Here is a 20,575-nt window from a genome sequence, read left to right on the forward strand (position 1 = left end):
CCTCTGGCACCCGCTCTCCGTATCGTGCGGCAGGGCTGGCTGGGCGGGGTGGCGGGTCGGGGGCAGATGGGGGTGGAACATGCCGGGAGGGCATCATGCTGAGGATCTTCGTCGCCGCCGCCGTGCTGGCGCTGCCGGGCGTTGCGTTTGCGCAGGGAGCGCCAGCCAATATTCGGCCGACGCGCGACGTCGCGGTGACCTACCGCCTGGGCGGCATGCCGGGGCAGCCGAACGCGGGTCCGCAGGAGATGCGGATGTCCTGGTCGATCACCGAGGGCAAGCAGCGCGTTGATCCGCCGGGGGGGATGGGCTGGATGCTGATCGACCGCCGCGCGAATTCCGCGGTCATGGTGATGGAGCCGCAACGCATGGTGCTCACGCTGCCGGCCGATGCCGCGGCGGCGATGTCGCAGGACGCGCCGCCGGACGCGCGCTTCACCCGCAAGGGCACGGCGCAGGTTGCGGGGCTATCCTGCCAGGAGTGGGACGTGGCGGTGCCGCAGGGCACGAGCACGATCTGCGTGACGGAGGATGGGGTGATGCTGCGCGCGGCCTCGCCGCTGCCGGACGGGAGCGGCACGTCGCGGCTGGAGGCGACGGAGGTGCGCTACGGCGCGCAGGATGCCACGCGCTTCCGGGTGCCGGATGGCTTCCAGACGATGCAGATGCCGACGCAGCCGCCCGGCGGGGCGGCGCCCCCGGCCAGCGGCGCAGCGCCCGCCCGACCGGCGCGCTGAAGTTCGGGGCCCCGCCGCCGGGTGCGGGGCCCTTACCGGGGGGGCTGTCCTCAGGCCGCGGTGATGCCCTTGGCGGCCGCTTCCTCGGCGCTGCCGATGCCGCCATGGGACTTGGACCATTCCACGGGGTTCTCGAGGAAGCGCCGGACCTCGCGCAGGGCGGGCTCCTCGAAATAGGGGCGCTCGCGGCAGACCTCGAGCACGTCCCACCAGGTGCAGAGGTGCAGCAGGTTGAGGTTCATCGCCTTCATCGTGTCGAAGGCGCCGGGGAAGACGCCGTAGAAGAAGACCACGAAGGTGTCGTCGCACTTCGCGCCGGCGTCGCGCAGCACCTGGGCGAAGCGGATCTTGGAGCCGCCGTCGGTGGTCAGGTCCTCCACCAGCAGGGTGCGCTTGCCCTCGGGCACGTCGCCCTCGATCTGCGAGTTGCGGCCGAAGCCCTTCGGCTTCTTCCGGACATAGGCCATGGGCGCCATCATCCGGTCGGCGATCCAGGCGGCGAAGGGGATGCCGGCGGTCTCGCCGCCGACCACCGCCTCGATGGTCTCGTAGCCGATGTGGCGGCCGATCTTCTCGGCGGCCAGATCGCAGATCGTCTTGCGCGCGCGGGGGAAGTAGATGATGCGGCGGCAGTCGATATAGACGGGGCTCTTCCAGCCCGAGGTGAAGGTGTAGGGCTCCTCCGGCCGGAAGTTCACCGCCTTGATCTCGAGCAGGATGCGGGCGGTGGTGAGCGCCGCGTCGCGGTCCCACTCGGAGGCGTGCTGGATGGCCATGGATCTTCTCCCTCGCGGCGGCAGCCCCCGGGCCAGGAACGAGGGGGCCGGGAGGCGTGGGGTCAAGCGGGCGTTCCCTAGCGGGGCGGCGGGGCGGCGTCCATGCGCGGCTGCGCGGGGCGGGGCCGCGCCACGCCGTCGGACCTGCCCGGGCGCGCCGCTGCCGGTGTTCGTACCTGCCATCATGCTTGCTGGGGCTGCCTCACGGCGGGAGGCGGGGCGCGGGTGAGCGGCACCGGGGGCGACTCGGCAGCTGTCTGGGTGCTGGCGGACCCGCGGGCGGGGACGGCGGCGCAGGCGCTGGGCATCGCGGAGCGGCTGGGGGTGCCCTTCCGCATCGTGCCGATGGAATGGGGGCCGCTGGCCGCGCTGCCGCTCCCGTGGCCAGGCCTCATAGGGCTTTCCGCGCAGGCGCGGGCAGCGATCGTGCCGCCCTGGCCACGGCTGGTGATCTCGGCGGGGCGACGCTCGGCGCCCGTATCCCGCTGGCTGCGGCGGCAGGGCGCGCGGACCGTGCACTGCATGCGGCCCGGCGCCGGAGCGGAGGATTTCGATCTTCTGGTGATCGGCCGGCACGACGCGCCGGAAGCGGCGCCGAACCTGCTGCCGATCCTCGGGGCCACGCACCGCGTCTCGCCCGCGGTGCTGGCGGCGGCGCGGGAGGAATGGACCTCGCTGGCCGCGCTGCCTGGGCCGCGCGTGGCGGTGCTGCTCGGCGGCCCCGTCCGGGGGGAGGGAATGGAGCCCTCGGCCGCGCTGGCGATCATCGAGCGCGCGCTGCCCGGCGCGGGCAGCCTGCTGGTGACGACGAGCCGGCGTACGGGGGAACCGGCGGGAGCGGCGCTGGCCGCGCGGCTTGCAGGCGTGCCAGGGGTTCTGCACCGCTGGGGGGCGGCGGGGCCCAACCCCTATGCCGGCTTCCTCGCCCATGCGGACCGGGTGGTGGTGACGGGGGACTCGGTCTCGATGCTGTCCGAGGCGCTGGCGACGGCGGGGCCGGTCTTCGTCGCCGGGCCACCGCCGGGGGCACCGCGCCATCGGGCGTTGATCGCGGCGTTGGAGGCGGCGGGCCAGGCGGTGCCGCTGGCGCGCTACCCCGAGGCACCACCGCGCGCGCCGCTCGACGAGAGCGGGCGGGTGGCCGAGGTGGTGCGGGCGCGGTTCCTTGGTTGAGGGCCGGTCCTTGTGGCCGCGGGCGCTGCCCTCTCCGAACCTCTCCCGCCAGGAGCTTGAGGCTCCTGGACCTGCATCTGGCTGTCGCGGATGCGATGATTAGAGGCCGGTTCTGCTTCCCGGCACCCTTTCCTGTTCGTGCGGTCGCCTCGGGTCAGTGACCCGAGGCGCACCGGCCGCAAAGGCTTTCAAACTCGAAGAAAAAGATGATGGAGAGGGGTGTGGGGAGAGGAAGAATTCCTTCTTCCCCTCCCCAGCGTCACGGACGAGGGCCAGGGAAGGGGAGGGCCTCGGCGGCAGGAGCCGGCACCGGCCCTTGCCCAGGCGCCGTTCCGGGGGCAGGAGGGGTCCGAAGGACGGAGGAACCCCATGGCGCGCAGGCACAGGATCGCGGTCATTCCCGGTGATGGGATCGGCAAGGAGACCACGCCGGAGGGGCTGCGGGTGCTCGAGGCTGCCGGGCGGCGCTTCGGCTTCGAGTTGGAGCTGACGCATTACGACTGGTCCTGCGAGCTCTACCAAAAGACCGGGCGGATGATGCCGGAGGATGGGCTTGACCAGCTGCGCGGGTCGGACAGCATCTTCCTCGGGGCCGTGGGCTGGCCGGGGGTGCCGGACCATGTCTCGCTCTGGGGCCTGCTGATCCCGATGCGGCGGGACTTCGATCAGTACATCTCCCTGCGCCCCTGCCGGCTGATGCCGGGCGTGCGCTCGCCGTTGGCCAACCGTGCGCCGGAGGACATCGACTTCGTCGTGGTGCGCGAGAACACGGAGGGCGAGTACTCCTCCTCCGGCGGGCGGATGTTCCGGGGGACGCCGCGCGAGTTCGTCAGCCAGGAGAGTGTCTTCACGCGCCACGGCTGCGACCGCGTGATGAAGTACGCCTTCGAGCTGGCGATGAAGCGGCCGCGGCGGAAGCTGACCTCGGCCACCAAGTCGAACGGCATCACCTTCACCATGCCCTTCTGGGACGAGCGCTTCGCGGAGATGGCGAAGAACTACCCGGAGGTGGCGACGGACCAGTTCCACATCGACATCCTCTGCGCGCATTTCGTGCAGCACCCGGACTGGTTCGACGTGGTGGTGGGGTCGAACCTTTTCGGGGACATTCTCTCGGATCTGGGGCCGGCGGTCGCGGGCTCGATCGGGATCGCGCCGAGCGCCAACATCAACCCGGAGCGGGCGCATCCCTCGATGTTCGAGCCGGTGCATGGCAGCGCGCCTGATATCGCGGGGAAGGGCGTGGCCAACCCCATCGCGCAGATCTGGTCGGGGGCGCTGATGCTGGAGCACCTGGGCGAGGCGGAGGCGGCCGGGGCGATCACGACGGCGATCGAGGCGCTGCTGGCCGAAGGCGGGCCGCGCACGCGGGATCTTGGCGGGAATGCGGGCACGGTGGAGGTGGGCAAAGCCCTCGCCGAGGCCGTGGCCCGGGGCTGAAGCCGGTGCTGAGGCTGGTGCTGGGCCGGCGGAGCTTGCTGGGCGGGCTGGCGCTGGCCGAGGCGGTCATGGCGGGGCCGGTGCTGGGCCAGGGGGCGGCGCCGGCCGAAGGCGGGGCGTTCGGCGCGCCGGAGGCCGCCTTCTCCCCCGGCGGGCGCTTCGGCGAGGCGTTCATCGCGGCACTCCGCGAGGCGGAGCGCGCGGGCGGGGGGCGGCTTGGCGTCGCGGTGCTCGATACCGCGACGCGCGCCTGGGCCACCTGGCGCGGCGCGGAGCGGTTTCCGCTGGCAAGCACCTTCAAGCTCGTCCTCGCCGGGGCGGTGCTGCGAGAGGTTGATGAGGGGCGGGAGGACCTGGAGCGGCGGGTGCCGATCGAGGCCTCGGACCTCGTGGATTACGCGCCGGTGACGGAGAAGCGGGTCGGGCCCGAGGGGATGCGGGTGGGCGAGCTTCTCGAGGCGGTCATGGTCTGGAGCGACAACGCCGCCGCCAACCTGCTTCTGCCCCTGGTGGGCGGGCCGGAGGGGCTGACCGAACGCGCCGGGGACTGGGGCGACGCCGGCTTCCGGCTGGACCGGCGGGAGACGGCGCTCGGCGAGGGGCGGCCGGGCGACCCGCGGGACACGACGACGCCGAACTTCATGCTGGTGAGCATGGAGCGGCTGCTGGTGGGCAACCTGCTCTCCGCGCCGCTGCGGGGTTTGCTGAACGCCTGGATGATCGGGTGCCGGACCGGGGACACGAAGATCCGCGCGGGGCTGCCGCAGGGCTGGATCTGCGGGAATAGGAGCGGCGCGGCGGGGTTCGGCACGAGCAACGACGTGGCGGCGATCTGGCCGCCAGGCGGCCGGCCGATACTGGTGGCCGCCTATCTCACCGAGTCCGCTGCGCCGCTGCAGGCGCGGGACGCGGCGCTGGCGGCGGTGGGCCGGGCGGTGGCCGCAACCTGAGGGACCTTTCCGACGGCGGTGCGGAGCCGTAACGGTCCTCGCGGGTGCTGTATTCGGCGAATCGGTGCATGGGCGCAGCGCACACTTGAACGCTTGTACAGGTGTCGGTATAACACGTGAAGCGGTTGCGAGTTATTCTCAACAACTGCGCAAACGGGAAGTGGGGTTCGACCGGATGGGGCAGGACTACAGCTACATCGCCCGCAATTGCGAGCGTGCCGTGGTGACCGCCTATCGCGAGTTGCGGGATGTCGGAACGAGCGATTACAGCGCCTTCGGGGCCTGCACCTCGCTCTACCGGATCCACCATCCCGAGGCGAGCATGACCGAGGCGCGCCGCCTGGTGGCGGAGTGGATTGACCACCACGTGGTGCGCGCCGATCCCGGCCCGACGCCGGGCTGCGAGTGCGACTGACACGATAAGGCCCGGCTTTGGCGCGAATCGCGCCGGAGGGCCGGTTTTCTGCCGGGCCTTACGGGGGTGCGCCATGGCCTGGGTTCTTCTCATTCTCGCGGGGCTGCTGGAGGTCGTCTGGGCCTTCGGGATGAAGGCCTCGGAGGGCTTCACGCGGCCAGCTTGGGCGGCCCTGACGGTCGTCGCCATGGTCGCGAGCGTGGGCTTGCTCGGGCTTGCCATGCGGAACCTGCCGCTCGGCACGGCCTACGCGATTTGGACAGGCATCGGGGCGCTGGGCGCTTTCCTCGTCGGAATCGTGGTGCTGGGCGAGGCGGCAACGCCGCTGCGGCTGGCCTCGGCGGGGCTGATCCTGGCCGGGCTGGTGGGGCTGAAGCTCTCCTCCGGGGAGTGAGGGCTCAGCCCGGCGCCCCCGGCCGCGAGAAGACGAAAGGCGCCCCGGCGGTCGCGGGATCCAGCAACAGGCGGTGCTCCAGCGGCGGGAAGGCGCGGGAGCGGCAATCCGGCCGGTCGCAGAGGCGGCAGGAGAGGCCGATGCCGACCTTGGCGGAGGCGAGATCGAGGCCGTCCGCGTAGCAGACCTCCGGCGCGCGGCCGATGGCGCAGCCCATGGCGACGACCTGGATGGGCACGGGCTCGCCCCAGCGGGTGGCGGGGTGCTCCACCGTGCGGGCGAAGCAGAGGAATTCGGCGCCGTCGGGCAGTTCGGCCACCTGGACGACAATGCGGCCCGGCGTGGCGAAGGCCGCATGGGGTATCCAGCGCGGGCAGGAGCCGCCGCCGCGCGCGAAGGGGAAGCCGGCGGCGGAAAAGCGCTTCGAGACGTTCCCCGCGGGGTCCACGCGAAGGAAGAAGAAGGGCACGCCGCGTGCCCCCTCCCGCTGGAGGGTGGAGAGGCGATGGCAGGTCTGCTCGAAAGAGGCGGCGAAGCGGGCGGAGAGCGCCGCGACGTCGTGGCGCAGTGCGCGGGCGGCGGCGAGGAAGGGCGCGTAGGGCAGCATGACCGCCGCCGCGACGTAGTTCAGCAGGCCGATGCGGAGCATGCCCGCGGCCTCCTCCGTGCTCGGCTCGATCGCGGCGATCACGCGCTCCACCGCCTCCCGTGCCTCGAGCAGCGCAAGGGTGAAGGCGAGGTGGAAACTGCGGCTCTCGCGCGGGAGGGTTTCGCTCAGCGCCAGCTGGGCCGTGACCGCGTCGTAGCGGCGCAGCGCGGCGCCGGGCAGAACGCCGACCGTCACGGTCAGGCCGTGATGGGCGCGCAGGCGCTCGGCGAGGGCGTGGTCCAGGGACTGGGGCGTGGGGTCGCCCAGGAAGGTGCGGAGGGCCTCGGCGGCTTCCTCCAGGGCGGGGAAGTGGTTGGCCGCATCGTGGAAGGCGTCCCGCGCCTCCTCCCCGGGCAGCAGCAGGCGGCGGCCGGAGGGGAGGGAAAGACCGGCGGAGTCCTCCCGCGCCACGCGCCAGGCGCGCCATAGGGCGAGGACGGCGCGGGCGGCATCCGGGGCGGCGGAGGCGAGGGTGACGGCCTGTTCCTCCGGCACGGCTTCGGCGCCGAGCAGCGGGTCCCGAAACACTTCGCGCAGTCCGGCCTCCAGCCGCCCCTCCGCTTGGCCGGAGAGGAGGGCGAGGTCCACCGAGAGGGCGTCGGCGATCTTGAAGACGAGGCTGGCGGTGATGGCGCGCTGATCGGCCTCGATAAGGTTCATGTAGCTGGCGGAGATGCCGAGGCGGGCGGCCAGCGCGGCCTGGGTGATGCCGCGTTCCTGCCTCAGCCGCCGGACGACCCGGCCAATCATGGGGCGCGCCATGATTTACATCCTTTACTGATTTCGGGCCTGAACAGTGAAGGAATTCACGGGTTTACAGGGTGTAACCCCCTACGGACGCTCGCTTTCCCGCGTTGCAATGTCAATCATTCACCGCAGGAGGACATGCAATGCACAACCACACCAACCCCACCTTTTCCCCCGACGGTTCCGGCAGCGGCTACGGCGCCTCGCCCGGGCGTTTCGACGGGATCCGGCGCGACTATACGCCGACCGATGTCGAGCGGCTCTCGGGTTCGTTCCGGATCAGGCACACGCTGGCCGAGATGGGTGCCGAGCGGCTCTGGCGGCTGCTGCACAGCGAGCCCTTCGTGCCGACGCTCGGCGCGCTGACGGGCAACCAGGCGCTGCAGCAGGTGAAGGCCGGGCTGAAGGCGATCTATCTCTCCGGCTGGCAGGTGGCGGCGGACGCGAACTCGAACGGGGAGATGTACCCGGACCAGTCGCTCTATTCCGTGGATTCCGTGCCGAAGGTGATCCGCCGCATCAACGCCGCGCTCCGCCGGGCCGACCAGATCGCGACGCAGGAGGGCGGCGACACCACCCACTGGATGGCGCCGATCATCGCCGATGCCGAGGCCGGCTTCGGCGGGCCGCTGAACGCCTATGAGCTGATGCGCGCGATGATCGAGGCGGGCGCTGCGGGCGTGCATTTCGAGGACCAGCTCGCTTCCGAGAAGAAGTGCGGGCATCTCGGCGGGAAGGTGCTGGTGCCGATCTCCCAGCACATCCGCACGCTGAACGCCGCGCGCCTCGCGGCCGACGTGGAGGGCGTGCCGACGGTGCTGCTGTGCCGCACGGATGCCGAGAGCGCGCAGCTTCTCACGAGCGACGTGGATGAGCGCGACCGGCCCTTCATCACCGGCGAACGCACGCCCGAGGGCTTCTTCCGGATCAGGCCCGGTTGCGGCAAGGACTACGCGATCGCCCGCGGCCTGGCCTACGCGCCCTATGCCGACCTGCTATGGTGGGAGACGAGCGACCCGGACCTCGAGGATGCGCGCCGCTTCGCGGAGGCGATCCATAAGGAGTTCCCGGGCAAGCTGCTCGCCTACAACTGCTCGCCGAGCTTCAACTGGAAGCGGAAGATGGGCGAGGAGGCGGCCGCGAGGTTCCAGGCCGAGATCGCGGCCATGGGCTACAAGTTCCAGTTCATCACGCTGGCCGGCTTCCACAGCCTGAACCACTCGATGTTCACGCTCGCCCGCGGCTACCGCGAGCGCGGCATGGCCGCCTATTCCGAACTCCAGCAGGCGGAGTTCGCCTCGGAGGCGGACGGCTACACGGCCACGCGCCACCAGCGCGAGGTGGGTGTCGGCTACTTCGACGCGGTGGCGACGGCCGCGAGCGGCGGGCAGTCCTCCACCACCGCGCTGAAGACCTCGACCGAGGCGGCGCAGTTCCATGACGGGCACAACCCGACGCCGATGATCGGCGGCGAGCCGGTGGACCACGACGACGGGCTCGTCCACGAGCACGGCTGGGCCTGCGGGGAGCGCGGCGCGCCCGCCATGGCGAAGTAGGCCGCGCCGCACGCCTGGATTGGGAAGCGGGGCCCTCGTGCCCCGCTTCCTGCATCGGGGCGCTACTTCTTCTCCATGTTCCAGAAGAACTGCACGGGGGAGAGCACCATGCCCGTGAGGTTTTTGCGGTAGGCCATGGGCTGCTCGACCTTGCCGGCCGGCGCGTAGGGCACGGTCTCGAACGCGCGGCGCTCGATGCGGGCTGCGAGGGTCTTCTGGTTGGCTAGGTCATCGCTGGCGATCCACTCGTCGCGGAGCGATTCGAGTTCCGGGTCGGTCGGCCAGCCGAACCAGGCGCTCGCGCCGTTCGCGCGGATCAGCGGGTGCAGCGCAGGGTTCAGCGTGTCGGCGCCGGACCAGAGGGTGTGGAACACCGACCAGCCGCCCGAATCGACCCCGCCGCGATTGGCACGGCGCCCGATGAAGCTCGCCCAGTCCGTCGAGACGAGCTCCACGTTCATGCCGAGGTTCTTCAGGAGCTGCTGCGTGACCAGGCACTGGTTGTAGGCAATCGGCTGGTCGGCGGCGGCGAGCAGCACGACCTTCTCGTTGGCGTAGCCGGACTCGCGCAGCAGGGCCTTGGCGCGATTGAGGTCGCCGGGCATCGCCTCCGCGCCGCCGGCGCCGGAAGACATGGGCGAGCCCGCGGTGAAGAAGGTCTTCGCCTCCGTGTAGTATTCGGGGTTGCCGACGACGGCCTGCATGTAGTCGTCCTGGCGCATCGCGGCCATCACAGCCTGGCGCACCTTCGGGTTGTTGAAGGGCGGCTGCGTGTGGTTGAAGCGCATCAGCAGGATCAGGCCGAGCGGCACGTTCTGGATGGCGATGTTGCGGTCGCGCTTGAGGACGGGCAGCAGGTCCACGGGCGGCTGCTCGTACCAGTCCACCTCGCCCTGGACCATGGCGCCGACAGCGGCGGCGGGCTCGGTCAGCGCCAGCCACTCGATGCGGTCGATCCGTGCGACCTTGCCGCCGGCGGCCCAGGAGGGCGCTTCCTCGCGCGGCTTGTAGGCCGCGAAGCGCTCGTAGATGGCGTTCTGGCCGGGCACCCATTGCGCAGCCTGGAAGCGCCAGGGGCCGGAGCCGATGGCCTCGGTGATGTTGCGGGAGGGATCGGTGTTCGCGACCCGCTCGGGCATGATGAAGGGAACGTTGGAGGAGAGCTTGCCGAGCGCCGCCGTGATCTGCGGGAAGGGGCGCTTGAGGCGGATGGCGAAGGTGCGGGCATCCACCGCGTCATAGCCCTCCACGAAGGTCGCGAAGGTCTGGCCGAAGGCGTCGCGCGCGGACCAGCGCCGGATGGAGGCGATGCAGTCCTCGGCGCGAACGGGCTGGTTGTCGTGGAACATCAGCCCGTCGCGGAGGTGGAAGGTCCATTTCAGGCCGTCCGGCGCACTCTCCCAGGACTGCACCATCTGGGGCTTGATCCCGAAGTTCTCGTCGGTCGCGAAGAGCGTGTCGTAGATGAGGTAGCCATGGTTGCGGATGACGTAGCTCGTGGCGACGATCGGATCCAGCGAGGGCAGCGGCGTGGAGGGGATGAAGCGCAGCGGGGCCGCGGACTGCGCGCGCGCGGGGCCGATGTAGGGCATTCCGGCCAGGGCGGGGGCAAGGGCGGCGCCCCCGGCAAGCAGGTGGCGGCGGGTGGGGTTCATCGGGTGGTCCTCGTCTGTGGGGATGCCGTGTGCCGATTTTTTCTTGGGAGCCTTTGGCTCCTTGGTTTCAGGCCGCGATCCTGAGGCCGACATCGGGGAGCGCCGGGCGCTTCGCGAGGGCAGCGCGCATCATCGCCTCCACCTCGGCGCGCTCCTTTTCCGGAAGTGCCAGGCGTGGCGGGCGGGTGATGGCGGAACCGCGGCCCATGATGCTCTCGCAAAGCTTGATGCACTGCACGAGGTCCGGGCGGGCATCGAGGTGCAGGAGGGGCATGAACCACTCGTAGATCGGCATGAGCTCGGCCATGCGCCCTTCGCGCGCCAGGCGGAAAAGGGTCTCGCCCTCCACCGGGAAGGCGTTGGACATGCCGGAGACCCAGCCCTCGGCGCCCATCAGCACGCTTTCCACCACCACGTCGTCGAGGCCCGCGAAAAGGGTGAAGCGGTCGCCGACGAGGTTACGGAGATCGGTGAAGCGGCGGGTGTCGCCGGAGGATTCCTTGAAGCAGACGATCGTCTCGACATCCGCGAGCATCGCCAGGATGTCGGGGGTGACGTCGTTCTTGTAGATGGGCGGGTTGTTGTAGACCATGACGGGCAGGTCGGTGGCCGAGGCCACGCCGCGGAAATGCGCGGCCGTCTCGTGCGGCTTGGCGGAGTAGACGAGGGCGGGCATCACCATGATGCCGTCGAGGCCGATGCGCGCGGCCTCCCTTGCCGTATCTTTCGCGAAAGCGGTCGTGAACTCGGCGATCCCCGCGATGACGGGCACGCGCCCGGCGGCGGCGTCCTTCGCGGCCTCCATCACCTGCACCTTCTCGGCGAGGGAGAGCGCGGTGTTCTCGCCGACGGTGCCGCAGACGATGAGGCCGGAGACGCCGTCGCGGACAAGGTTGCCGATCACCTTGTGGGTGGCGGCCAGATCCAGGCTGAAGTCGTCGCGGAACTGGGTGGTGACGGCGGGGAAGACGCCCTGCCAGCCGATCTTTGCCATGTTCGATCCCTTCCTCGTCGTGGCCGGAACGTAGGCTATTCGGAATGGACGGGTGCGCGAAGGTTCAGGCGTCCTCCCTGCGCACCCAGCGGATGGAGGCGAGGGCCAGCGCCTCGATCGTGTCGATCACCGGAAAAGCTTGGGCCGGCCCCGCGGCGATGCCGAGCGGGATTTCGGTGCAGCCGAGGACCACGGCCCGGGCACCGCGAGTGGCGAGGGCCTGGGCGGCCTCGGCCAGGGGCGCGTGGGATTCGGCCACGCGGTTGGCCTTCACCAGGGCGATGCCGGGGGTGACGAGGCGAGCCATCTCCGCCTCGGTCGGGGTCGACACCTCCCAGCCGCCGGCGCGCAGGCCGTCCTGGAAGAGGTTCATGGCCAGGGTGGCGGCAGTGCCCATGACGCCGATGGGGCCGGGGCCGATGCCCTGGCGGCGAAGGGCCTCGGCGGCGGCGTCCACGATATGGAGGATGGGCAGCTCGGTCGCGGCACGCATGCCGTCGATCCAGCCATGGGCGGTGTTGCAGGGGATGGCGATGGCACCGCAGCCGGCGGCCTCCAGGCCCCGGATGCCGCGGAGAAGCGCGGGCAGGGGGTCGGGGCCGGTCCCCAGGCGGGCAGCGGTGCGGTCCGGCACGCGGGGGTCGGACCAGAGGATGGCGGGGATGTGGTCCTGGTCGCGCTCGGCGGGCGTGAGGAGGGTGAGCTGGCGCATGAACTCGGCGCTGGCCAGTGGGCCCATGCCGCCGAGGACGCCGAGGATGCGGTCGGTCATGCGGGGACCTCCTTAGGAAAGCCCGTCCCAGACGAGCTTCGCGCCAGTGATGGCGAGCAGGACGTAGACGATGTTGTAGAAGAGGCGGTCGCTGATGCGGCTTTGCAGCCAGATGCCAAGGTTCACGCCGACGGGCGCGGCGGGAATGAGGACGAGGCTGGTGAGGATATTCGTCGTGTCCAGCAGCCCAAGGCCCCAGTAGGGCACCAGCTTCGCGTAGTTCATCACCCCGAAAAAGACGGTGGTGGTGGCGGCCAGCGCCGCGCGGTCGAGCTTCAGCGGGTAGAGGTAGATCGCGAGCGGCGGGCCGCCGGTATGGGCGACGGTGCTCGCGAAGCCGGAGGCGGTGCCCCAGAACCAGGCTTTGGCCTGGTTGGGCGGCTCGGGCGCGGGCGAGGCGCCGCGGAAACGCTGCCAGAGGCTGCGGGCGAGGAAGACGAGGGTGATGCCGCCGAGGAGAAGGCTCATTCCCCGCGCGGGGATGAGGCCGAAAGCGAGGATGCCGAGCACGAGGCCGAGGAGGCCGGCGGGAAGGATGGCCCGCATCTCCCGCGCGCTCCACTTGCCCCACCAGGCCCGCAGCCCCGCGACGTCCATCACGCAGAGGACCGGCAGGGAGATGCCGATGGCCTGGGGGGCGGGAACGGCCAGCGCCATGAGGGGGACGGCGACATTACCCGCGCCGGAGGCGAAGCCACCCTTGCTGATCCCGTTGAGGATGAAGCCGGGGATGGCGAGGGCGTAGAACAGGGGATCGGTGAGCAGGGGCACGCGGAGATGATGCGCCCGGCGCGCGCTTCACGCCAAGCACCCCCCTGACAGGGGCGGCGTTCGGGCCTAGAGCCTCCGCCACGCGGCGCGATCCGCGGATCAGCGCCGCCGGGTTCTGCCCGCGGACGAGCAGGACATCCCCATGGAACATATGCAGGATCCCGTCTGGATTGCCGCGCTGGCGGCGGTGATGGCGGCGACGGGGCTTGTCTCCGGCACGCTGGCGGGGCTGCTGGGGGTCGGCGGGGGCATCGTGATCGTGCCCGTGCTGTTCAACGTCTTCCCGTTCCTCGCGATCCCTGAGGCCATCCAGATGAAGCTGGCGGTCGGGACCTCGCTGGCGACGATCATCCCGACCTCCATCCAGTCGGCGCGCAAGCACTATGCCCGGGGGGCGATGGACGTGCCGCTGCTAAAGGCGATGATTCCCTCGCTGGTCGTGGGCGTGCTGGCGGGCACGCTTGTCGCGATCTGGGTGAAGGGCTCCACGCTGACGGCGGTCTTCGCCGCGATCGCGCTGCTGGTCGCCATCAACATGGGCTTCACGGGGGTGGACTCACGGCTGCGGGAGAGCTTTCCGAAGGGCATCCTGCGCCAGGTGCTCGGCTTCTTCATCGGCGGCGTTTCCGCGATGATGGGGATCGGGGGAGGAACAGTGGGGGTGCCGCTGCTGAATCTTTTCGGCACGTCGATCCGCTCGGCGGTCGCGACGGCCTCGGCATTCGGCATCGTCATCTCCATCCCGGCGGCGATCGGCTTCGTCTATGCGGGCTGGGGGAACCCGATGCTGCCGCCGGCGAGCCTCGGCTACGTGAACCTCATCGGGTGCCTGCTGATCGTGCCGACCTCCATGCTCGCGACGCCCTGGGGCGTGCATCTGGCGCACACCATCCCGCCGCTGGCGCTGAAGCGGGCCTTCGCGGTGTTCCTGGGGATCACGGCGGTGCGGATGATCTACTCCCTGGTGACCTGAACCCGGCCTTGCCATCGGCGCCCGGACAGGCTTGAACCCGCCCCCTTTTCCTGGCGGGGAGCCCGGCCTTGCGACCTGTCATCGGCATTGATTTCGGGACCACCAACAGCGTGGTCACCGCTCTGCGCCCGGATGGGGAGGTGGTGACGCTCCGCCACGACACAGGGGAGGTGTTCCGCTCGGTCCTCTGCTTCTGGTCCGACCCGGTTGGCGGTGCGGCCCGGCACGCGGCGGGGCCGCGGGCGATCGAGGCCTATCTGGAGGAGCCCCTCGCCAGCCGGCTGGTGATGTCCATGAAGAGCTATCTGGCGCAGCGGAGCTTCGTCGAGACGCGGATCCTCGGGCGCCGCTTCACGCTGGAGGCGCTGATCGCCCTCTTTCTGCGGGAACTGCTGGCGCCCTTCGGGGCGGAGATGACCGACGCCCAGGTGGTGGTGGGGCGGCCCGTCCGCTTCGTGGGCGACCGCGCCGACGACGATTTTGGCGAGGCCCGGCTGCGGGCCGCCTTCGCCGCCGCGGGGTTGCCCGGGCTGGAAGTGGCGCTTGAGCCGGCGGCGGCGGGGCAGCGCTTCGCCGGCGGGATCGAGCGGGCGGAGACCGTGCTGGTCGGGGATTTCGGCGGCGGGACGAGCGACTTCTCGGTGTTGCGCTTCGAGCCCGGCGGCGCACGGCGCTCGCCCGGGGACTCGGCCGCCAATTCGCGCCGGGTGACGGCGCTGGGCCACGCCGGCGTGGGGCTGGCGGGCGATGCCTTCGACATGCGGATCATCGATCGGGTGATCTCCCCCCTCCTGGGCAAGGGGGGCGAGTACCGGGTGATGGGCAAGCCGCTGCCGATCCCGCCCGGCTGGTACGCGAGCTTCGCGCGCTGGCACCAGCTGCCGCTGATGCGCGGGCCGAAGACGCTGCGCGAGATCGCGGAGGTGGCGCGGACGGCGGATCACCCGGAGCGGCTGGGCCATCTCATCCGCCTGATCGAGGACGAGGCGGGCTACTCGCTCTACCGCGCCGTGTCCTCGGCCAAGGCGGCGCTTTCAACGGAGGAACGAACCGTGCTGCGCTTCCAGCACGAGGACTTCGCGGTGGAGGCTCCGATCGAGCGGGTGGATTTCGAGACGTGGATCGCGCCGGACCTCAAGCGGATGGAGGCGGCGGTGGAGGCGGCGCTGCTCGACTCGGGGGTGCCGGCGGAGGGCGTGGACCGCGTGTTCCTGACGGGCGGGACCTCCCTCGTGCCGGCGGTGCGGGCCATCTTCGCGCGGCGCTTCGGGGAGGAGCGGGTGTTCGGCGGCGGCGAGTTCGTCTCGGTGGCGGAGGGGCTGGCGCTGATGGGGCGCGAGGCGGCCTAGCGCGTTCGGGCGCCGCGCATGTAGCGGCGCTCGGGCTTGTAGCGGAGGCGGCGGAGGATAAGGATCAGGCGTTCCAGCATCGGGCGGTCTCCTTCCGGCGGAACGATCCTGCTTCGAACAGGTTTCGGAAGGCTGAACGAGGACGGAAGCGCGGCGGGGCGGTTGACCCCTGGCCGCCCTGCCCATATACCGCCGCCTTCCTCGGGGACGGCCTTGTCGCCCCGCCCCCTCGACGTGTGATCAGGTCAGACCATGAAGATCCGCAACTCGCTCAAGACCGCCAAGCTGCGCGACAAGAACTGCGTGCTCGTCCGCCGCCGCGGCCGCATGTACGTGATCAACAAGAAGAACCCCCGCCTGAAGGCCCGTCAGGGCTGAGAAGGGCGCCGCGGCTTCGGCCGCGGGTGATTCTCGTGGGTTGCGATGCCGCCGGACGCCACGTCCGGCGGTTTTTCGTGCTTGCGGGATCGCGCGGGACGCTCAACCTACTTAGGCTGAAGGTACGGCCACACCGAAGCCGGAACGAAGAGGCACGCCCATGATCGCCCTGCCCCCGCCGAAGGCCGAGGTGCTCGCTCGACGCGAGGAAATCGTAGCCGGGCTCAGGGCGCTGGTGCCAGGCGATGGGGTGATCGCGGAGCCTCTGCGCCTCCGGCCCTACGAGACGGACGGGCTCTCGGCCTATCGGCAACCGCCTCTGGCAGTGGTGCTGCCCACCTCCACCGAGCAGGTCGCGGGCGTGCTGCGCTTCCTCCACGAGAACGGGGTGCGGGTGGTACCGCGAGGTGCCGGGACGAGCCTCTCGGGCGGGGCGCTGCCGCTGGCCGATGCCGTGGTGGTCGGGCTGATGCGGATGAACCGGATCCTCGACGTCTCCTTCCCTGACCGGCTGGCCGTGGTGGAGGCGGGGGTGACGAATCTCGGCATCACCAAGGCCGTGGAGGGGGAGGGGTTCTTCTACGCGCCCGATCCCTCCTCCCAGCTCGCCTGCATGATCGGCGGCAACGTCATGATGAACTCCGGCGGGGCGCACTGCCTGAAGTACGGCGTGACCGCGAACAACCTTCTCGGCGTGAAGTTCGTGACCATCGAGGGCGAGGTGATCGAGGTGGGCGGCGGGCATCTCGACGCCGCCGGCTACGATTGGCTCGGGCTGATCACGGGGAGCGAAGGGCAGCTCGGCCTGGTGACCGAGGTAACGGTTCGGATCCTGCGGGCGGCAGAGGGACAGCGGGCGATGCTGGCGGCCTTCCGCTCGACCGAGGTGGCGGGGGCGGCCGTGGACGCGATCATGGCCTCCGGCGTGATCCCCGTGGCGCTGGAGTTCATGGACAAGCCCTGCATCCACGCCTGCGAGGCCTTTGCCCATGCCGGCTATCCGCTGGATGCCGAGGCAATGCTGATCATCGAGGTGGAGGGCAGCGGTGAGGAGCAGGACGCGCTGCTCGCGCGCCTCCGCGAGATCTGCGAGCGCTTCGACCCCATCAGCATGCGCGTGGCGGCGAGCGCCGAGGAATCGATGGCCATCTGGAAGGGCCGCAAGGGCGCCTTCGGGGCCGTGGGGCGGATCAGTCCCGACTATCTCTGCATGGACGGCACCATCCCGACGAGTGAGCTGCCGCATGTGCTGCGGCGGATCGGGGAGATGAGCGCTGCCTGCGGGCTGGGCGTCGCGAATGTCTTCCACGCGGGGGACGGGAACCTGCATCCGCTGATCATGTTCGACGCGAACGACCCCGAAAGCTTCGCCAAGGCCGAGGTCTTCGGGGCGGATATCCTGAAGCTCTGCGTGGAGGTCGGCGGCTGCCTGACGGGGGAGCACGGGGTGGGCGTGGAGAAGCGCGACCTGATGGGCGTGCAGTTCACCCGGCCGGAGCTGCAGCAGCAGCGGCGGGTGAAGGAGGCCTTCGATCCGGAATGGCTGCTGAACCCGGCGAAGGTGTTTCCGCTGGAGGGGGCGCTGGCACCCGCCGCGCATTAGAGGCGGGCTGTCGTTGCGCGCGCGGCTTGCGCCGGGCGGCGCGATGGGCGAGGCCTCTGCACGGCGGGGACGGGCCGGTCCGGCCTGGCCGGGGTTCAGGGGCGGAATACGATGAGCGGGGAAGGGTCCAGGATCGCGCCGGCCGACGAGGCCGGGGTTTCGGCCGCCGTGGCCGCGGCCCATGCCGAAGGGGTGCCGCTGGCGGTTGAGGGGCGCGGCACCAAGGCCGCGATGCTGCGGCCGGTGCAGGCGGCGCGGACGCTCTCGCTGCGCGCTCTCTCGGGTATTACCTTCTACAAGCCCGAGGAGATGGTCATCAGCGCGCGCGCCGGGACGCCGCTGGAGGAGGTCGAGGCGGCCCTGGCGGAGCGGCGCCAGAGGATCGTGGCGGAGCCGCCCGACCTGAGCGCGCTGCTGGGCGCGACCGGGGGCGGGAAGGGCAGCATCGGCGGGATGGTGGCCTGCAACCTCTCGGGCCCGCGGCGCGTAGCCGGCTTCGCGATGCGCGACCTGGTGCTGGGCCTGCGCTTCGTGAACGGGGAGGGCGAGGTGCTCCGCTCGGGCGGGCGGGTGCACAAGAACGTCACGGGACTCGACCTCTGCAAGCTGCTCTCGGGCAGCCACGGGACGCTGGCGGTGATCACGGAGGTGACGCTGAAGGTGGGGCCGGCGCCGGAGCGGACGGCGACGCTGGTGCTGCCGGTGGCCGACGAGGCAGCGGGGGTGGCGGCACTCTCCGCCGGGCTGACGAGCCCCTTCGGTGTGACGGGGGCCGCGATGCTGCCCGAAGGGGCCTCCGCGAACGGGATAACGGGGCCCGTTGCCCTGCTGCGCCTGGAGGACGTGGAGGCCTCCGTGCAGTACAGGATGGAGCGGCTGCGGGCGGCGCTGCCGGGCGGACGCGTTCTGGAGGGCGACGAGTCACGGGCGCTGTGGCGCGCCGTGCGGGACGCGGCGCCGCTGGCGGCAGCGGAGGGGGAGGCGGTGTGGCGGCTCTCCGTCCGACCCTCCCTCGCGCCCGAAGCGGTGGCCGCGCTGCGCGGCATCGGGGCACGGGTGATGCTCGACTGGGGCGGCGGGCTGGTTTGGGTGGCCGGCGCGGCGACCTCGGCGGCGCATGAGGCCGTGATGGAGGCGGCGCGGCGGGCGCGCGGCACCTTCACCCTCTTCCGCGCACCCGATCCGATGCGCGTCTCGGTGCCCGTGATCCCCGATGAGGTGCCGGCGCTGGCCGCCCTGTCCGGACGGGTGAAGGCGGCTCTGGACCCGGGCGGGCGGCTGAACCCAGGACGGATGCGCGCAGGGGTATGAGGGCCGGCATCGCGCGCGGCGGCCCACTCACGATCACGCCATTATCACGGCTCCTGGCCTGTTCCGCATCGAAAGGCCGGTTCAACATCGATCCCATTATGCTTGGAGAGATGAAGACGATGCGGTCAGCCTTGCTGCGCCGGGGCCTCCTGGCCCTTGGCCTCCTTCTCGGCGGCCTGGCCGCCCCGCCGGTGCAGGCTCAGAACAGCGACCCGAGCTTCAACGTGGTCAACCGCTCCGGCCGGACGATCCAAGAGCTCTACGTCTCCTCAGCGCAGGTGAATTCCTGGGGGCAGGACCTGCTGGGTCAGAACGTGCTCGACAACGGGCGCTCCTTCCCCGTGCGGCTGCCGAGCGGGCAGTGCGTGAACGATATCCGCGTGGTCTATGACGGCGGGCAGTCGGAGGAGCGGCGAGCGGTCGACACCTGCCCGCTGAACGAGGTGGTCTTCGGCCAGCAGTCCGGCGCGCCCGGCGGTTCCGGCAAGGGAGGTGCGCAGGCGGCGGGGCGGACGGGCAATCCCTCCTTCAACCTCGTGAACCGGACGCGCAAGACGATCCAGGTGCTGCGGGCCTCGCCGAGTTCGCAGAGCAGCTGGGGCGACGACCGGCTGGGCGACGCGGTGGTGGCGCCGGGCGGGACCTTCGCCATCCGCCTGCCGGCCGGCGAGTGCAACTACGACATCCGCGTGGAATACGACGATCGCTCGGCCGAGGAGCGGCGGGCCGTGGACCTCTGCAACGTGGCAAACGTGACCTTCCCCTGAGCCGGGCGGGGCGGGCGTTGCAGCCCGGCCCTGGCTTGGTTCTTGCAGGTTCTGCTCCAGAAACAATGGGCGGCTGGCCGCCCGCTTTTCTGGGGGCAGAGCATGAGTCAGACGATCGGCCGGCGCGCGGCGCTGGGCCTTGGCGCCGGGCTGCTGGCGGCGCCGCGGCTTTCCCTGGCGCAGGCGCCGCACAAGCTGCGCTTCACCCTCGATTGGGTGATCCACGGCGGCTACTCCTTCGCCGTCGCGGCGGAGCGGGGAGGGCTGTTCCGCAAGTACAACCTCGAGATGCCGATCAATCGCGGCTACGGCTCGGGGCGCGTGCCCGTGGATATCGCGGCCGGCACCTACGACATCGGCTTCGGCGACCTGACCTCCCAGCTGCGCTTCATGGCGGAGAACCCGGACCGCGGGCTGGTCTGCGTCGGCGTGCTCTACGACCGCTCCCCGCTCTCGGCGACGGTGCGGGCGGACGGGCCGATCCGCGAGCCGAAGCAACTCAACGGTAAGACGCTGGCGGCGCCGGAATTTGACGGCGGGCGACAGATCTTCCCCGTCTTCGCGAACGCGGCCGGGATCGACCTCGGGTCGATCAACTGGATGAGCGTCTCGCCGGAGCTGCGCGAGCCGATGCTCGTGCAGAAGCGCGCCGACGGAATCACCGGATTCATCACCTCCACCGCCATGTCGCTGAAGGCGTTGGGCATGGACCGGCCGCAGCAGCGCGTCTTCTACTACCGGGACTACGGGCTCGACTTCTACGGCTCGGGCATCGTCACCACGCGGGCAATCCTGCGGGAGAAGCCGGAGGCGGTGCGCGCGGCGGTCGGTGCGCTGACCGAGGGGATGATCTGGGCCTACAAGAACCCGAACGAGGCGATCGTCGCGCTGAAGGCGCGCGAGCCGCTGACGGACGTGGCGATCGAGACCGAGCGGCAGCAGATCTCCTTCGATGAGATGATGCTGTCGGACAAGGTGCGGCAGCACGGGCTCTCCTTCGTGGAGGCGGACCGGCTGAAACGGCAGATCGACGCCACGGTGGAGACCTTCAAGCTGCCGAACCGTCCGACGCCGGAAATGGCCTATACGGACGAGTTTCTGCCGCCTCGGGCGGTGCGGATGCTCTGAGCGGGCAGACCTTGTGACTCTGGGGAGAGGAAGAAGG

At 70.8% G+C, this 20,575-nt stretch carries 20 protein-coding genes; 14 read left to right on the plus strand and 6 right to left on the minus strand.

Translation table 11 applies throughout. From position 1 onward, the window contains the following. The first annotated feature begins 95 nt into the window (after positions 1–95). The gene (locus tag BO39_RS15360; protein ID WP_043834870.1) at positions 96–737 is read left to right on the plus strand and encodes a DUF4412 domain-containing protein; all 642 of its coding nucleotides are present in this window, start codon (positions 96–98) and stop codon (positions 735–737) included. A gap of 50 nt (positions 738–787) precedes the next feature. Here the strand turns inward: BO39_RS15360 and BO39_RS15365 are convergent, their stop codons facing one another. Next, complete coding sequence (locus BO39_RS15365; protein ID WP_043834871.1) at positions 788–1,513, minus strand: orotate phosphoribosyltransferase; 726 nt, start codon at positions 1,511–1,513, stop codon at positions 788–790. A 225-nt stretch (positions 1,514–1,738) separates the two neighbouring features. Between BO39_RS15365 and BO39_RS15370 the strand changes: the two genes are divergently transcribed. From BO39_RS15370 to sugE, 5 genes are all read left to right on the plus strand, one after another. Then, positions 1,739–2,686, plus strand: a complete 948-nt coding sequence (locus BO39_RS15370) for a mitochondrial fission ELM1 family protein (RefSeq protein WP_043834872.1) — start codon at positions 1,739–1,741, stop codon at positions 2,684–2,686. 369 nt (positions 2,687–3,055) lie between these two features. Then, complete coding sequence (locus BO39_RS15375; protein ID WP_043834873.1) at positions 3,056–4,126, plus strand: tartrate dehydrogenase; 1,071 nt, start codon at positions 3,056–3,058, stop codon at positions 4,124–4,126. A gap of 5 nt (positions 4,127–4,131) precedes the next feature. Continuing rightward, complete coding sequence (bla, locus tag BO39_RS15380; protein ID WP_052402145.1) at positions 4,132–5,076, plus strand: class A beta-lactamase; 945 nt, start codon at positions 4,132–4,134, stop codon at positions 5,074–5,076. 175 nt (positions 5,077–5,251) lie between these two features. Then, on the plus strand, positions 5,252–5,491 hold the full coding sequence (locus BO39_RS15385) for a hypothetical protein (RefSeq protein ID WP_043834874.1): 240 nt from the start codon (positions 5,252–5,254) through the stop codon (positions 5,489–5,491). A 73-nt stretch (positions 5,492–5,564) separates the two neighbouring features. Further along, the gene (gene sugE, locus BO39_RS15390) at positions 5,565–5,885 is read left to right on the plus strand and encodes a quaternary ammonium compound efflux SMR transporter SugE (RefSeq protein WP_043834875.1); all 321 of its coding nucleotides are present in this window, start codon (positions 5,565–5,567) and stop codon (positions 5,883–5,885) included. 4 nt (positions 5,886–5,889) lie between these two features. Here sugE and BO39_RS15395 read toward each other — a convergent pair whose 3' ends face one another. Further along, complete coding sequence (locus tag BO39_RS15395; protein WP_043834877.1) at positions 5,890–7,296, minus strand: helix-turn-helix domain-containing protein; 1,407 nt, start codon at positions 7,294–7,296, stop codon at positions 5,890–5,892. Positions 7,297–7,424: 128 nt separating this feature from the next. Here BO39_RS15395 and aceA point away from each other — a divergent pair, with 128 nt between their 5' ends. After that, the gene (gene aceA, locus BO39_RS15400; RefSeq protein WP_052402146.1) at positions 7,425–8,837 is read left to right on the plus strand and encodes an isocitrate lyase; all 1,413 of its coding nucleotides are present in this window, start codon (positions 7,425–7,427) and stop codon (positions 8,835–8,837) included. Positions 8,838–8,899: 62 nt separating this feature from the next. Here aceA and BO39_RS15405 read toward each other — a convergent pair whose 3' ends face one another. The 4 genes from BO39_RS15405 to BO39_RS15420 all read right to left on the minus strand — a co-directional run bounded on the left by BO39_RS15405 (position 8,900) and on the right by BO39_RS15420 (position 13,029). Beyond that, complete coding sequence (locus BO39_RS15405; RefSeq protein ID WP_043834879.1) at positions 8,900–10,492, minus strand: ABC transporter substrate-binding protein; 1,593 nt, start codon at positions 10,490–10,492, stop codon at positions 8,900–8,902. 67 nt (positions 10,493–10,559) lie between these two features. Further along, on the minus strand, positions 10,560–11,486 hold the full coding sequence (locus BO39_RS15410) for a dihydrodipicolinate synthase family protein (RefSeq protein ID WP_043834882.1): 927 nt from the start codon (positions 11,484–11,486) through the stop codon (positions 10,560–10,562). Positions 11,487–11,550: 64 nt separating this feature from the next. Continuing rightward, positions 11,551–12,258, minus strand: coding sequence for a cysteate racemase (gene cuyB / locus BO39_RS15415; protein WP_043834884.1), 708 nt, complete (start codon positions 12,256–12,258; stop codon positions 11,551–11,553). Between the two features lie 12 nt (positions 12,259–12,270). Then, positions 12,271–13,029, minus strand: coding sequence for a sulfite exporter TauE/SafE family protein (locus BO39_RS15420; RefSeq protein WP_043834886.1), 759 nt, complete (start codon positions 13,027–13,029; stop codon positions 12,271–12,273). A gap of 142 nt (positions 13,030–13,171) precedes the next feature. Between BO39_RS15420 and BO39_RS15425 the strand changes: the two genes are divergently transcribed. The 7 genes from BO39_RS15425 to BO39_RS15455 all read left to right on the plus strand — a co-directional run bounded on the left by BO39_RS15425 (position 13,172) and on the right by BO39_RS15455 (position 20,538). Further along, positions 13,172–14,002, plus strand: a complete 831-nt coding sequence (locus tag BO39_RS15425) for a sulfite exporter TauE/SafE family protein (RefSeq protein WP_043834888.1) — start codon at positions 13,172–13,174, stop codon at positions 14,000–14,002. A 68-nt stretch (positions 14,003–14,070) separates the two neighbouring features. Further along, entirely contained in the window at positions 14,071–15,351 is a 1,281-nt protein-coding gene (locus BO39_RS15430; RefSeq protein WP_245615181.1) for an Hsp70 family protein, read from the plus strand. A gap of 252 nt (positions 15,352–15,603) precedes the next feature. Next, on the plus strand, positions 15,604–15,729 hold the full coding sequence (gene ykgO / locus BO39_RS15435; RefSeq protein ID WP_043834892.1) for a type B 50S ribosomal protein L36: 126 nt from the start codon (positions 15,604–15,606) through the stop codon (positions 15,727–15,729). Positions 15,730–15,889: 160 nt separating this feature from the next. Then, positions 15,890–17,332, plus strand: a complete 1,443-nt coding sequence (locus BO39_RS15440) for an FAD-linked oxidase C-terminal domain-containing protein (protein ID WP_043834895.1) — start codon at positions 15,890–15,892, stop codon at positions 17,330–17,332. 111 nt (positions 17,333–17,443) lie between these two features. After that, a complete protein-coding gene (locus tag BO39_RS15445) occupies positions 17,444–18,643 on the plus strand; it encodes an FAD-binding protein (protein WP_043834898.1) in 1,200 nt (399 codons plus the stop codon). A 119-nt stretch (positions 18,644–18,762) separates the two neighbouring features. Next, positions 18,763–19,410, plus strand: coding sequence for a hypothetical protein (locus BO39_RS15450; RefSeq protein ID WP_156963699.1), 648 nt, complete (start codon positions 18,763–18,765; stop codon positions 19,408–19,410). Between the two features lie 102 nt (positions 19,411–19,512). Next, positions 19,513–20,538: an ABC transporter substrate-binding protein gene (locus tag BO39_RS15455; RefSeq protein WP_043834900.1), complete on the plus strand. Its 1,026-nt coding sequence runs from the start codon at positions 19,513–19,515 to the stop codon at positions 20,536–20,538. Positions 20,539–20,575 lie beyond the last annotated feature (37 nt).

The organism is Roseomonas aerilata DSM 19363 (assembly GCF_000711725.1).
Taxonomy (GTDB): Bacteria; Pseudomonadota; Alphaproteobacteria; order Acetobacterales; family Acetobacteraceae; genus Roseomonas; species Roseomonas aerilata.